11 protein-coding genes are annotated in these 14,516 nt (G+C 51.4%); 4 read left to right on the top strand and 7 right to left on the bottom strand.

Annotation, left to right across the window (positions count from 1 at the left end; translation table 11 throughout):
- Positions 1-369: 369 nt before the first annotated feature.
- A complete protein-coding gene (gene glnA, locus LCH85_18180) occupies positions 370-1,704 on the bottom strand; it encodes a type I glutamate--ammonia ligase (protein MCA0353928.1) in 1,335 nt (444 codons plus the stop codon).
- A gap of 342 nt (positions 1,705-2,046) precedes the next feature.
- Between glnA and polX the strand changes: the two genes are divergently transcribed.
- From polX to LCH85_18160, 4 genes are read left to right on the top strand one after another with little or no spacing between them, the layout of a single operon-like run.
- Entirely contained in the window at positions 2,047-3,783 is a 1,737-nt protein-coding gene (gene polX, locus LCH85_18175; GenBank protein MCA0353927.1) for a DNA polymerase/3'-5' exonuclease PolX, read from the top strand.
- 16 nt (positions 3,784-3,799) lie between these two features.
- Complete coding sequence (locus LCH85_18170; GenBank protein ID MCA0353926.1) at positions 3,800-4,213, top strand: HIT family protein; 414 nt, start codon at positions 3,800-3,802, stop codon at positions 4,211-4,213.
- A 10-nt stretch (positions 4,214-4,223) separates the two neighbouring features.
- The gene (locus LCH85_18165) at positions 4,224-5,144 is read left to right on the top strand and encodes a hypothetical protein (protein ID MCA0353925.1); all 921 of its coding nucleotides are present in this window, start codon (positions 4,224-4,226) and stop codon (positions 5,142-5,144) included.
- 13 nt (positions 5,145-5,157) lie between these two features.
- Positions 5,158-6,276 (top strand): PLP-dependent aspartate aminotransferase family protein, encoded by a 1,119-nt coding sequence (locus LCH85_18160; protein MCA0353924.1) that lies wholly within the window; start codon positions 5,158-5,160, stop codon positions 6,274-6,276.
- Here the strand turns inward: LCH85_18160 and LCH85_18155 are convergent, their stop codons facing one another.
- From LCH85_18155 to LCH85_18130, 6 genes are all read right to left on the bottom strand, one after another.
- Positions 6,277-7,608, bottom strand: a complete 1,332-nt coding sequence (locus LCH85_18155) for a DUF4147 domain-containing protein (GenBank protein MCA0353923.1) — start codon at positions 7,606-7,608, stop codon at positions 6,277-6,279. It lies immediately after the preceding gene.
- Positions 7,608-9,269, bottom strand: coding sequence for a peptide ABC transporter substrate-binding protein (locus tag LCH85_18150; protein MCA0353922.1), 1,662 nt, complete (start codon positions 9,267-9,269; stop codon positions 7,608-7,610). Before LCH85_18150 ends, LCH85_18155 begins: the two co-directional genes overlap by 1 nt.
- Positions 9,270-9,312: 43 nt before the next feature.
- Positions 9,313-9,828: a VTT domain-containing protein gene (locus LCH85_18145; GenBank protein ID MCA0353921.1), complete on the bottom strand. Its 516-nt coding sequence runs from the start codon at positions 9,826-9,828 to the stop codon at positions 9,313-9,315.
- A gap of 215 nt (positions 9,829-10,043) precedes the next feature.
- Entirely contained in the window at positions 10,044-11,291 is a 1,248-nt protein-coding gene (locus LCH85_18140) for an MFS transporter (GenBank protein ID MCA0353920.1), read from the bottom strand.
- Positions 11,292-11,454: 163 nt separating this feature from the next.
- Positions 11,455-12,948, bottom strand: a complete 1,494-nt coding sequence (locus tag LCH85_18135) for an ammonium transporter (protein ID MCA0353919.1) — start codon at positions 12,946-12,948, stop codon at positions 11,455-11,457.
- A gap of 136 nt (positions 12,949-13,084) precedes the next feature.
- Positions 13,085-14,323, bottom strand: coding sequence for a cation:proton antiporter (locus LCH85_18130; protein MCA0353918.1), 1,239 nt, complete (start codon positions 14,321-14,323; stop codon positions 13,085-13,087).
- Between the last annotated feature and the right edge of the window lie 193 nt (positions 14,324-14,516).

The following is a 14,516-nucleotide window of genomic DNA, read 5'->3' as shown; positions in this document are numbered from 1 at the left end:
TATCAACGGGGATAGAACGCCTCTATAAATTAAGTAGTTTAAGGTGATTTGTGTCGTCGTTGACAGGCCTTTTGTACCATTGGCTATTATAGCATATCGCATTGCATGCCGTCAGATAGCTTTATTTTCGACACGCTGCGTCATGAGAAATGATGAGGGATGAATTATGAAGGATGAAGTTGAGGTACTTCGAATTAAGCAAGGATCAGTGGTTGGGGCAGAAGGTAACGCAGAGACGCAGAGGGATAAAGCAAGGCTATGGACTGAAGGCTATGGGAACTCCACTACATGTTCCGATAGCCTTCAGTCCATAGCCGATAGCCTTATTCTCCTTCCGATCCCCGCTCCCCAACAACCGATCCCCAATTGCTAATAAATTGGCAAATAGCGGTCAAGCTCCCATTGTGAGACGTGGCGGCGGTAGGCATCCCATTCTTGGGTTTTGGCCTCGATATAGCGCTCGTAAATGTGTTCGCCCAAGGCTTCTTGAATCACACTATCGCGCTTTAATTCTTCTAAAGCCTCGCCCAATGAAACGGGCAAAGTTTTCAAGCCACGGGCAATTGGGTCAACATGGTACAAATCTTCTTCGGCTGAGGGTGGCGGCATGAGTTTGCGCTTAATACCATCAAGCCCAGCAGCCAACATCACCGAGAAAGCCAAATAGGGATTGGCCGATGGGTCAGGGCAACGTAACTCAATCCGAGTGGCTTGGTTCGAGCGGCCAGCGCTGATCCGTGGAATACGCACGAGTGCTGAGCGGTTGGTGCGGCCCCAACTAACGTAAATCGGTGCTTCGTAGCCAGGCACGAGCCGTTTATAGGAGTTGACCAACGGCGCTAGCACGGCAGTCATGCCCAAAGCATGGTCAAGCAAGCCTGCGGTAAAATGCTGCGCCAATAACGATAAGTTGTTAGTTTCGTGATCATGAAACTCGTTGCGACCCGTTACGATCGATGACAAACTCTGATGAACGTGCATGCCCGACCCATTAATCCCAGCGATTGGCTTGGGCATAAAAGTGGCATGTAAGCCATTTAATTGAGCAATTGCCTTCAGTACCGTGCGAAAAGTGACGGTATGATCGGCGGTCGTCAAGGCATCGCCATATTCAAAATCAATTTCATGCTGGCCAATCGCCACTTCGTGATGGCTCGCTTCGACTTTGATGCCAAAGGTTTGCAATGAAGCCACCATCTGGCGACGAATATGGGTGGCATAATCAGTTGAAACATCAAAATAGCCCGCTGCATCGTGCGGCAACGGAATCAACTCGCCGTTCGGGCCTGGCTTAAACAAGAAAAACTCTAATTCAGGCCCAGTATTGTAGATAAAGCCTAATTCGGCGGCTTGGGCCAGCGTGCGTTTGAGCACATGGCGTGGGTCACCAGCAAATGGTTGATCATCAGGCGTGTAGACATCGCAAATAAAACGCGCAGTAATATAATCGCCAGTGCTCTCCCATGGAATCACTGCATAAGTATTGAGATCGGGAACCAAATACATATCGCTTTCGGCGATGCGGGCAAAACCTTCAATTGAAGAGCCATCGAACCAAACGCCATGGTCGAGTGCTTCGTGAATTTGCGAAACAGGAATCGTCACATTTTTAATAATCCCAACAATATCGGTAAATTGGAGATTAATAAACTGGACTTTTTGTTCGACAATTTTTGCTAAAATTTCTTCTTTTGTGACTGGCATAACCTGAATGCTCCTTCGCTGACACCTAGCCACTGTGCATGATAGCCCAGCCGAGTTTGCTCATTATAGGGCAAAATAGCCAAAAATAATCGTTATTGCTTTGGGCAACTTGTCTGAATGAGCCTTCTGCATCTGTTTAACCACCCCTCCGCCCCGCCACTAAAAGGCAATTTGTGACAGATCGTAGAATCATGCTGAACTTGAAGTTTTTGTTCTAGCGCGAACGGATAAGCTAGATTGCTTCATAATCCCAAGCCTCAGGCCAAGGTGAGCATGCTATAATCAAACCACGATCTACTCTACTACTCCTGCTCTTTTTTTCAGCGTGAGCACAGCCGAATTATGCTTAGCAACCAAGCAATTGCCCAAGTTTTTGCCGATATTGCCGATGCGTTGGAAGTGATCGGCGAAAATCGTTTTCGATTGGCGGCCTATCGCCGTGCCAGCGATACCCTCGCCGCCCAAACCACTAGCCTTGCCAGCCTGCGCGAACAAGGGTTATTAACCAGTTTGCCTAATATTGGCGAGGCCAGCGCTGCCATTATTGGCGAATTGCTTGACCATGGCCATTCGGCGCTAGCCGACCAGCTTTTGGAAAAAGTTCCGCCTGGATTGTTGCAAATTTTGCGTGTGCCCGAAATTGGCCCCAAAACCGCCGCTCGGCTTTTTCGCGATGAAGGCATTCAGGATCTTGAGGCCTTGTTTGCGGCGGCTCAGGATGGGCGTTTGGCCAAAATTAAGGGCTTTGGCGCTAAAAGTGCTGCCAAAGTGTTGAGTGCTCTCGAAGCCATGCAAAATCAGGTGCTACGCTTGCGTTTAGTCGATGCCTTGCCCGTAGCTCAAACATTAAGCGCCACGTTAGCCGAACTTGCCAGCATTAGCGCAGTGCAAGTAGTCGGCTCAACCCGCCGTTATCAAGCCAGTGTTGGCGATTTGAATTTTGTGGTAGCTACGGTAGATCAAGCAGCCGCCTATGCTGCAATTGCTGCATTGCCCCAAGTTGCCCAAGCCACCCCCAGCGACAACGGCTTGCGCTTGTTGTTGCATAATGGCATGAATGCTTGGATTGTGGCGGTTGCGTCCGAACATTGGGGCAGCGCTTTGGTCTATTGGACTGGCTCGGCTAGCCATGTAGCTGGCTTAAATCAAGTAGCTCAGGCCCAGAATTGGCAGCTTGATCCGCTGAATTTTCCTGATTTTGCCGATGAAGCAGCGGTGTATGCAGCTTTAGGTTTAGAATGGATCGCGCCTGAATTGCGCGAAGGCTGGGGCGAAATTGAGCTAGCTCAAGCCCAGCAATTACCCAGCTTGCTCGAACAATCAGCGATTATCAGCGATTTACATTGGCACACGACGTGGAGCGATGGCAGTGCCAGCCTACGCGAGATGGCGCTATCAGGTATTGCCAAGGGCTATCGCTATATGGCGGTGGCTGATCATAGTGCCTATTTGGGCGTAACTGGTGGGCTAGATGGCGAACGCTTGCTGGCGCAACGCGTCGAAATAGACGCACTTAATCAGCAATTAGCCGCCGAAGGCTATGAATTTCGTTTATTGCAAAGCTGCGAAGTCGATATTTTGCCCGATGGTAGCTTGGCCTTGCCCGATGAGGTGCTAGCCAAATTAGATTTAGTTGTGGCTTCGCCGCATGTGGCCTTACGCCAGCCCCGTGCTGAATCGACCGCCCGAATGCTGCGAGCGATCAACCATCCTTTGGTGACGATCATCGGCCATCCAACTGGGCGGATTTTAAATGGCCGTGCTGGAGCCGATTATGATATGGCGCAGATTATTGCGGCGGCAGCGGCAACTGGCACAGTTTTGGAAGTTAATGCTGGGCCAGAACGGCTTGATTTGGATGCACCAAACGTGCGGGCGGCCCTGGCAGCTGGGTGTAATATCAGCATCAACACCGATGCCCATGCCACGGCAGGTTTCGATAATCTGTTTTATGGAGTTGTAACGGCACGGCGTGGCGGCGCTGGCAACCAGCAGGTGATCAACACATGGGAGGCTGAGGCAGTCTTGGCGCTGCGTCAGCAAAAATTACAAAAACTTGGGCTTAGTAGCGAATCGTAGTCTGGAGGCTGATCGAATGAATGATATATTCAGCAAGATTGTGCGCGGCGAATTGCCTTGCCATAAAGTGGCCGAAGATGATCAAACCCTAGCCTTTTTAGATATTAATCCGGCAGCACAAGGCCATACCTTGGTCATTCCCAAGCGCTTTGGTACCGATATTTTCGATACCAACCCTGAGGATCTGGCAGCGGTGGCGCGGATGGTGCAAACGGTAGCGCAATTATTGTTGCAAACGCTCAAACCAGATGGGATTAATGTGTTGCAGAACTCGCGTCCAGCCTCTGGCCAAGTCGTGTTTTACTACCATGTCCACGTCATTCCACGCTGGGAAGGCGATGGTGTGTTCTCATTTTGGCGACCAAACCCAACCGATCACGCAGCATTTGCCGCTTTAGCCGAGCGTTTGCGGGCTAACAATCAAGCATGAGGAACTGCCCATGAGCGACCGTACTCCCCCAACCGAAGTTCTCGAATTTGAGAACGATCTTGAGCCAGATGAAGAACCGGAAGAGGTTCCCTCTGCGATTATTCAAGAAGATGAAGCGATTGCACCTCAAGGTATGACGATGCAGGCCTTGGTATTCGGTGTGGCAATTATTCTAATCATCTTTTTGGTGCTGTTGTTGGCTAGTGGCAATAATATCAATCTCTTTAATCTTTTTGGGAGTGATAGCAATGCCCAGCCAACCTTGCAACCTTTACTCAATAGCGTTCAAACCCAATCCAATCGCTCGCTTGATGTTGAGGCGGCGGCACTCGAAGGCCAACGCTTTTATGGTGTTGATGGATTAAACGCCCTACCAAGTTATGCTGCTGAGATCGACCCGCTATTTTTGCCATATTGGGTCAAGAATGGTGGCGAACGGATCTTTGGGCGACCGATTAGTGGCTTGCTCGAAGAAAATGGCCGCCAATTTCAATGGTTTGAGCGAGCGCGGCTTGAATGGTGGCCTGAGCATCAAGCGACGAAATACGAAGTGCAGCCAGGCCGAGTTGGGGTTGAATTCACCCAAAACCGCGATTTTCCTAACCAGCAATTTTTTGCCAATCGCCCAGGGCTGCGTTATAGCGAGGCGACCCAACAAGGCTTGCGCGGGTCATTCCTCGAATTTTGGGAAGCCAACGGCGGCATTGATCTGCTGGGTTGGCCAATTAGCGAGGAGTTGCAAGAGGTGCTGCCCGAAGATCGCACAGTGCATACGGTGCAATATTTTGAGCGTGGTCGGCTTGAGTTACACCCCAACGATCCCAATCAGCTGGTCAAAATTGGCTTATTAGGCCGTGCACTCTACTTTCAAGATAGTCAGCCAAATTACATTGAGCCAGTTGCCCCCACCGCAGTTCCGGTCATTCCTTAGCCCTGAGAAACCTATGAAACCTGAAACGTTGTTAATTCATGCTGGTCGTAGCGTTGATGCTGCGACCAGTGCAGTTACGCCGCCGATTCATCTTGCCAGCACGTTTGAACGAGCGGCTGATGGCAGTTTGCCCCATGGGTTTGTTTATACGCGTTTTGGCAACCCCACCCGCCAAGCCTTAGAGCAAGCCTTAGCAGCGCTTGAAGGTGGAGTTGAGGCGGCGGCATTTGGCTCTGGTTCGGCGGCTACAACGGCTGTATTGCAAAGTTTAGCTCCAGGCCAACGCTTGTTGTTGCCACGCGATTGCTACAACGGCACGGCCCACTTGGTGCGTCAGGTGTTTGCTCATCTCGATGCACAATTTGTCGATATGACCAACTTGGCGGCAGTGCAAGCAGCGTTGGAGCCAGCCCCAGCCTTGGTTTGGCTCGAAACGCCATCCAACCCAACCTTACGATTAACAGATTTGGCGGCGGTTAGTAGTTTGGCGCATGCGGTTGGGGCGTTGGTGGTTTGCGATAATACCTGGGCCACGCCGCTTGGCCAGCGCCCATTTGAGTTGGGCGTGGATTTGGTGATGCATTCGACCACCAAATATCTTGGCGGCCATAGCGATGTGCTGGGCGGCGCATTAATTACCAAAACTATAACACCTTGGTGGCAACGATTGCAGCAAATTCATGTGCTGGCCGGAGCCGTGCCCTCGCCGTTTGAATGTTGGCTGATTTTGCGCGGCATGCAAAGTTTGGCCTATCGGTTGCGCGGTCATTGTGCCAATGCTTTGGCGGTGGCTGAGTGGTTGGCGCAGCATCCCAAGGTGCAGGCGGTGCATTATCCTGGCTTGGCCAGCCATCCGCAATATGAATTGGCCCAACGCCAAATGCTGCTCATGGGCGGCATGGTTTCGTTCGAGGTGGTTGGTGGCGCGGCTGAAGCGATTGCAGTAGCGGCTCAAGTTAAGTTATGGACGCGGGCAACCAGCCTTGGCGGCCCTGAAAGTTTGATCGAACATCGTGCCACACTCGAAGGCCCAGACTCGCCAACCCCGCCAGCCTTGTTGCGGCTTTCGGTCGGCTTAGAACACCCCGATGATTTAATTGCCGATTTGGCCCAAGCCTTGGCGGTGTTGTAACTACCACACCAAGCCGATCAGCAAATCGTTGACATTGGTCAGGGTTGGGCCGATTTCGATTGCACTGCCAAGCGTTCGCCAAACGTTATAACTATTGTGGGTTGCCAAGGCTTGTTGTGTGTCAAGCCCGAGCTTGCGAGCTTGGGCGATGCTTTGACCATTGGCAATTGCTCCCGCAGCAGGGCTTGAGCCGTCGCCGCCATCGGTCGCCAAGGCAATTATCTGACAATTAGGGCAACCATCAAGCGCCAAAGCCGCTGCTAATACCAGCTCAGCGTTGCGGCCACCCTGTGAATGCGGCATAATTCCAGCTAAATTAACCGTAGTTTCGCCGCCAGCGAGGTAGAGCGTTGGTTGCTGGATAGATTGGGCGAGTTGGCGCAAGCGTTGCCCAAGTAGCTGCCCAACCACTTGAGCTTCGCCTGTGATTGGCTGCTGATCGTGAATGACTTGCCAGCCTTGAGCTTCGGCTAAGTGCTTGATTGCGATTTGAGCGATTTCGTTACGCGCAATGATCGATGTATGCACATTAGCCCACCATGGCTCACTCCCGTCGGGATGGGCTGGCACTGCGCCACGTATTCCCTGTTGTAAATAGTCGCGAATACTTGTAGGTATTTGCTCTAACAACCCGTACTGTTCGAGAATCGCCCAGGCCTCGGCAAAACTCGCCGGATCGGGCACGCTCAGGCCTGAGGCGATAATAGTCAACGGCGAGCCAACCACATCGGAAATCACTAAACTTAACAGGCTGGCGGGCTGGGCCAAGCCCGCAAATTGCCCGCCCTTCAAGCGATCACAATGCTTGCGAATCGTGTTAATTTGCTCGATCGCTGCGCCGCACGCCAGCAACAACTGCGTTAGTGTTTGCAGATCGGCTAGGCTCATTGCTCCAGCTGGCGCTGGCAATAAGGCCGAAGCTCCCCCAGAGATTAGCGCAATTACTAAATCATCGGCTTGGGCTTGCTGGAGCCATGTTTCGCATTGTTGGGCTGCATTCAGCCCACGCTGATCAGGGCTTGGGTGGCTGGCTTCAAGCAATTGGATGCGCTTGAGGGCAAAATTGCCACGATGAGCATCCTTTATTACGACCATACCAGCGCTAATCCGATCCCCCAGCACTTGCTCCACGGCGGCGGCCATTGGTGCGCCTGCTTTGCCCGCGCCAAGCACAATGATCCGACCTGAGCCAGCCCACTGCCAAGCGCCACAACTCAGGCGCGTGCCATCCCAATCCAAGGCCTGCAAAACTGCCCGCTGAGGATCAACACTGGCAATCGCTGTGGCAATCAGTTGCTTGCTGAATTTGGCAATCGCCGTCGCATCCATCATTATTGCTCAAGATACCAATGTTGAACATCATACAGCCAATTGGCCGTATCCAGCCGAATTTCGCCTTGGGTTGAACGCACCTGTTTGGCTAAGGCAACCGGAATCCGATCGGCCCACAGGAACACATACGGATATTCGGTTTGAATGATTGTGTTGGTTTGTTGATAGAGTTCGCGGCGGCGTTCAGTTGCGTAAAGTGCCCGCGCCGCCGTCGATAAATTATCGAAACTGGTGTTTTGAAACGCACCATAATTGCGCAGGCCAGGCCGCCCATCGGCTACCCCTTGATAAATTTGGCTCGAATGAAACAGCGAAAAATTATCAGGATCGTAGGCCGTGTACGAGGGCGAACCACCAACTCGACTATTGCCCCAACTCATCAAGGCCAAATCAAAATCAAAAGGTGTTACCAACTTAGAGCGAATCACGCTCTCGAAATCGGCTGGCGTAACCACAATATTGAAGCCAACTGGGCTAGCAGCGGCGGCGATCCGTTCAGCAACCTCGATGCGGCGTTGATCATCGCCACGCACGAACAGCGCCATCGACAGCGTAATGCCATTCGAGGCGCGAATTGTCGCACCTTCGGGCAAGACCCAGCCTGCTTGATCCAATAATTCGCGAGCTTTATCTAAGTTGCGTTTAGGCAATTCGCCAGTTGGCGCAACCCATGTACCAGGCAAATGATCGCTCAAAATTGCTTGAGCTGCGGGGCCAGCAGTTTCAACAATCGTATTGAGATCGAGGCTTAACGCTAGCGCTTGGCGCACTCGTGGATCGCTGAAGATGCGGCCATCACGCATATTGAAAGCCACATAATAAAAGCCATTTTCAGGATAGCTACCCGTGCCGATGGCCGACCCTAAGCCTTGGCTTTGCTCCCATGGCAATTCGGCTGCCAACAAATCTCCATCGCGCACTGCTTGGCGAGCCACCTGTGGATCGGGGGCAACCACAAAGGCCACCCGATCGAGATAGGGTACACCATCGATATAGTTGCTATTGCGAATTAAGCTAATTGCTGAGCCAGCAGTCCGTTGCTCGAAGATAAACGGGCCGCTACCAATTGGCTGAGTCAAAAGATTAAGCTGATCAAGCTCAGCTGGGCTTAATTGCTCAAACAAATGCTTGGGCAAAATTGGCATGCTCAAGGCCGAGAGCAATGGCGCATAGGGTTCGCGCAACGAAATAACTAAGGTTGTGTCATCGGGGGCAGTAACCTTGCGCACCAAGCCCTGAAGATCGGTCAATAAAGGGGTGGTTGGGCTAATGCTTTGCATTGCGCTGATCGTCCAAGCCGCATCAGCAGCAGTCAAGGCCGTATCATCGTGCCAACGAATATCGCTGCGCAAGGTCATTGTTAAGGTTTGGCCGACGCTATCGCTTTGCCAGCTTGTGGCAACATCGGGTTGCGGTGCAAGGCTTTGATCAAGCTTAGTTAAGCCACGATAGAGCAAGCCTAAAAGTTGAGCTTCTTCGTGGCTGGTCGGTTTCCACGGATGCAAAACTGCGATATCTTGGGCCGTGCGAATGGTTAACGTGCCACCTTGCGGAATCTGAATTGGCGGAGTGGTTGGCTCGTTGGTGGGTGCTGGTGTGGAGCCGAGGCTACATGCTGTGAGCAAAACAGCCAATAATCCTAGGGTCAATATTCGCATCATAGAAGCTTATTACTCCACAAGAGCGCTAGAACGCCCACTCGAATCAACTAAACAAGCCCATTGCATAGCCCAAACCCATATAGGTGATGACCCATGCAACTAAGCCGCAACCCATACCAAGCGCGAAGCGTGGCCATGGCATTCCCAATGCGCCAGGAATTAAGGTTGTGCCTAAGCGAAACGTTGGTAATACTCGAATCACAATCAGCCCAAGCACTGCCCGACGTTCCAGCCAACCGACAATTCGGTCGCGTCGCCGTTGGGATAGGCCGATTTTGGGGCCAATTCGATTGAGTAACGGCAAGCCACCGCGCCGCCCAATCCAAAACATTGTCACGGCGCCTGGCACTAAAGCCAAGATTGCCAAGCCCATCAACCAAATTGGCAGATCGCCTTGGCGGCCAAGCAAAAAGCCGCCAGCAACCAAGACAAAATTACCGGGGATTGGCAGTGGTGCGCCAAATTCGCTGAACAACAAATAACTCAGAGTTAGCCAATAAACATTGGCCTCAAGCTGAATAACTGCACTATTGAAGGCCTGAACGATTGAATCCCACATACGTTGTTTCCACCTAGATAACCGCGCATCTATCATACACTGATTTGGGTGGAATAGAACATAGAGCAACGAGCATAGAACATAAAATTATGCATCAGGGATCATGAGCTAGGGATTGGAATTAGGAATGGATGAAGTGTATGGCCAATAACCAAATCACCCTTCGTGCGCTTCGTGTCCTTCGTGGTTAAAAATTAAACACCTGCTCCCTGATCTCAACGATCATACAAACGCAAACTTGGTATCCGCACAGCAATAACAATTGCAGCGACAACGCAAATCGCTCCGCCAAAGGCGATCGCGATTGGCGCACCAACCAATGAAGCGGCAAATCCGGCCTCAACTTCGCCTAGCAATGGCCCGCCTTGAAAAAACAGCATATTGGCCGAAGTTGCCCGCCCACGCAGTTCATCGGGAGTATTTAATTGGCGAATTGTGCCGCGCAACACAGCACTGACCGTATCAGCTGCACCTGTGCCCGCCAAGCCCAGCAAGGCAATCGGCAAACTTGGGGCTAGCCCAAACACCATGGTTGCCAAGCCATAGAGAACCACCGAAACCACTACAACCATGCCTTGACGGCGCGGATTGCCAAACCACGACATAGCCAGCGCTGCGACTAACGCCCCAATCGCTGGTGCTGCATACATCAACCCCAAGGCTTTTTCATCAACACCCAATACTTTATCCGCAAACAATGGCAAGAGGGTGGTGGCTGCACCACAGAAGGTGGCAATAAAATCGAGCACCATGGTTGACCAGATAATCGGCGTGCGCCGCACAAAGCGCAAACCTTCCCACATGGAGCCTTTGATCATTGGTTTAACCTCAGTTGGGGCATAATCGCCGCGCATTTGCCACAAATTCAATACCACCACCCCATAACTAATCGCGTCGATCAAATAAACCAAGGCAATTGAATAGCTAACAAACCAACCGCCCAAGGCCGGCCCAGCAATATTGCCAATTTGCCAAGCAATCATGTTGAGGCTCAAGGCAGTGGGCAGCACATCACGCGGCACTAAGCGTGGAATTAACGCTTGGCGGGCAGGCAGATCAAAGGTTTTGGTGCTGAAAAAGATAATCATAATTCCATACAGCAACCACAAATTGATCAAGCCAAACCACGATAAAACCGCCAATACTAAAGACAACCCCATCAAGACACTTTGCGTTACCAGCATCAAACGTCGTCGATCAACCCGATCGGCCAATAGACCTGCACGTAAGGCCAGCAACAGCAAGGGAATAAACTGAAACAAGCCAATCAAGCCCAGAAAAATCGCTGGATTAGCCCCAGGAATTGCGCTAGCTAAACGATAGACCTGAACGTGCAAGGCTACAGTGTGCATCTGTGAGCCAGCAATTGAAATCAGTTGGCCGCTCCAGAGCAGCCGATAATCGCGGTGGCGTAAAGCAACCAACGGCGAGGGTTGGCGCGGGGTGGTTGAAGCTGAAGCCATGAGCAATTCCTCTATTTGATGATTAAATCTAGATATGATTATAAGCTAGCTTGGTGCTCATAGCTTTCAATTGACGCGATAGCCCCCATCTATGCCCTATGTTGGCGGCTAAAATAAATAACGCCGTAGGCTCGAACCTACGGCGTTTGAAGTTTGAATTGAGTTAAGCAGCAGCGCCAGCGGGCAAGCCAGCCGCAGCTGGTTCTTCGCTAGCAGCAGGGGCTGCCCCGGTTTCGGGCATATAAGCGCCATCAGAAACATAGCCAGGCATGCCCATTTCTGGTAAGTCCAAGCCTGCTACTTCGTCTTCAGCCCGTGAACGCATCAGGCCGAGTTTGGCCAAGGCTTTGAAGACCACAAACGATAGAACAAATGCGCTGATACCAATGCCCAAGCCTTCAATCAACTGTGCGAACAATTGACTGAACCCTCCGCCATAGAACAAACCAGTTACCGCTTGGCCGTCGATGCCGTTCCAGCTAGCGGTATCGGGGTTGCCGTTGGCAAAGAGACCAACCGCAATCACGCCCCAAAAGCCATTGAACAAGTGCACAGGCACGGCACCAACCGGATCATCGATTTTGAGTTTTTCCAACAGAATGCTGGCGAAAATCACCAAAACCCCGCCAACTGCCCCAATAATTGCTGCGGCAACTGGCGTGATAAAGGCACAAGGCGCGGTAACTGCCACCAAGCCTGCCAATAAACCATTGACGCTCATGCCTGGATCTGGTTTTTTATTCTTCAACCATGTGTAGGTCATGGCACTGATGCCACCAGCAGCGCCTGCAATTAAGGTATTCAAGGCGGCCAAGGCGGTTAGGTTCATAAACGAGCCTTGGATACCCAATGAGCTACCTGGATTGAAACCGAACCAGCCAAAGAAGAGGATGATTGCGCCCAAAACACCCATTGGCAAGTTGTGCCCAAGAATCGTGTTGGCACTGCCATCTTTGTTAAATTTGCCGATCCGTGGCCCAAGCACCAGCGCAATTGCCAAACCAACCGCGCCGCCAGTCATGTGTACAACCCCTGAGCCTGCAAAATCGACTGCGCCGTTGCCAAGCCCAAGTGTGCGGCCCATGTTGGCCATCCAGCCACCACCCCAAACCCAGTTGGCTGAAAGTGGATAGACGAACATACTGACCAAAAAGCCCATAATTACAAAACCAATGAACTTGATGCGTTCAGCTCCGCTGCCCGTTGGAATCGTGGCGGCGGTATCCATAAAGACCATTTGGAACATAAAGAAGGCAAAAATCCCAGCAGCGCTCAGCCCAATCCCATTCAGGAAGAAGCCACTGGTTCCAAGCACGCCCCATTGATCGCCGAAGGCGAGATTTGAGGAGAGTGCATCGCCCCAAGCGCCCAAAGTAACTGGGCCGAAGTTCCATTCAGCGTTTGCGCCTGTTGCTGGGTAGGTATGGTTGACCCCGCCGAAGGCAAAGGCAAAGCCACAGATCCAGAAGCCGATCGCCCCAATACAAAACACCATCAAGTTCATGAGCATGGTGTGCGCGACATTTTTTGCCCTGGTGAAGCCCGCTTCAACCAAAGCAAACCCAGCTTGCATAAAGAAGACCAGAAAAGCAGCGAGCAAGACCCACAAGATGTTTGCGTTGACCGTCAATGAGTTGAGTTGCTCTTCCACAGGCATTTCCTTTCTGTAGCCCGTATCGGAATAGGGTCAAATGCATGTCGCTGCAACGCGGCTCACGTCAACACTGACGGCTGGAATGCAAGAGGGGATTCCAACGCTTCTGCAATCCATCAATCCTCAAGAATATAATGCCTTAGCCAATTGCCAACACTTCGTCCTCAGGCTCAAGCGCCAAGTGGAGGCTTGGTAATGGCTCGGTTTTGAATGACCATTTCAGCAGAATTGGCGTGACGAGGGTAGTGACCAAGACTACTGTTACGGTCAATGAAAATACATTGGTATCAACAATTTGATTTTGAACACCCAGCGAGGCGACAATCAACCCGACCTCGCCGCGCGAGATCATGCCACAGCCAACTTGAATTGCCTCACGTTGGTTGAGGCCAGCAATTTTGGCTCCTAGGCCACAGCCCACAATTTTGGTGCCAATCGCTACGATACACAAAATAATGGCCATTGGGATGGCTGCACCGCTGAGGCTGCTCAAATCGGTGTTCAGGCCAATTCCAATAAAGAAAATTGGCACAAGTACGGCGTAGGTAAAGCTAGAAATTGAACGATCAATTTCATCGCGCACATCGGTATGGCTCAGGAGAATGCCAGCCATAAATGCCCCGGTAATTGCTGCCAAATGCCCCACCGTTTCAGCTGTGAAGGCTAAACCGAGCACCACCAGCACCGCAAAGGTGAGCACAGGCTCGTTGGTACGCATTTTTTTGACTCGCTCAAGGATGCGCGGCAAAAAGCGCTGGCCCAAGAACCAAGCCACCACCAAAAAGCCCACCAAGCGCACAATCGTCCAAACAATGGTCATGAAGTTGCCATCGCTGGTTTGAGTGGCCATAAAAATTGAGAGTAACAGCAGACCAATAATATCGTCGAGCACCGCCGCGCCTAGCAAGGTTGTGCCAACTCGACTTTTGAGTCGCCCAAGCTCAACCAAGGTTTGAGCCGAAATGCTAACACTGGTTGCTGTCAACAATAAACCCACAAAAATTGCTGGAATAAGGCCATAGCCAAAGGCCAAAGCGCTGAGCAGCCCACCAAAGAATGGAATAATCACGCCCAAAATTGCTGTCCAAGTGGCAGCCTTGCCAGCTTCGCGCAACTCATGAGCTTCGATTCGCAGGCCGGCAATAAACATGAGGAAAATGACCCCAAGCTCCGAGAGGTAGTGGATGGTCGATTTCAAATCGCTGCTTTGGAAGGTTTCCCAGTGCATGACATTAATTAAACTTGGGCCAAGCAGCACGCCCGCCAACAGCTTACCCAACACGGTTGGTTGGCCAAGCGCGGCACTGAGTGCGCCGCCAATTTTAGCGACACCGATTAACACCAACAGCAATAAGATCAGTTGCACAGTTGAACTCATCGTCGGATACCTCACAGCTTGGGTTTTATAAAGGTTGAGAGGTCGTTTATTTGTGGATTTTGCCTAAGTTGGGCGATTGAATCTATAGTAGCTGATGGCTTACAAACAGATATCGAACAAAATAACCAAACCCATAGCTAGCTAGCTTGTATAAGTTGCACAAAAATCGACCCTCTTTGTGCATAAAGTGCCC

This window comes from Chloroflexota bacterium, assembly GCA_020161265.1.
GTDB lineage: Bacteria > Chloroflexota > Chloroflexia > Chloroflexales > Herpetosiphonaceae > Herpetosiphon.
The sequence above is the reverse complement of the archived record's forward strand: the minus strand, read 5'-3'. Positions and strand labels throughout refer to the sequence as shown.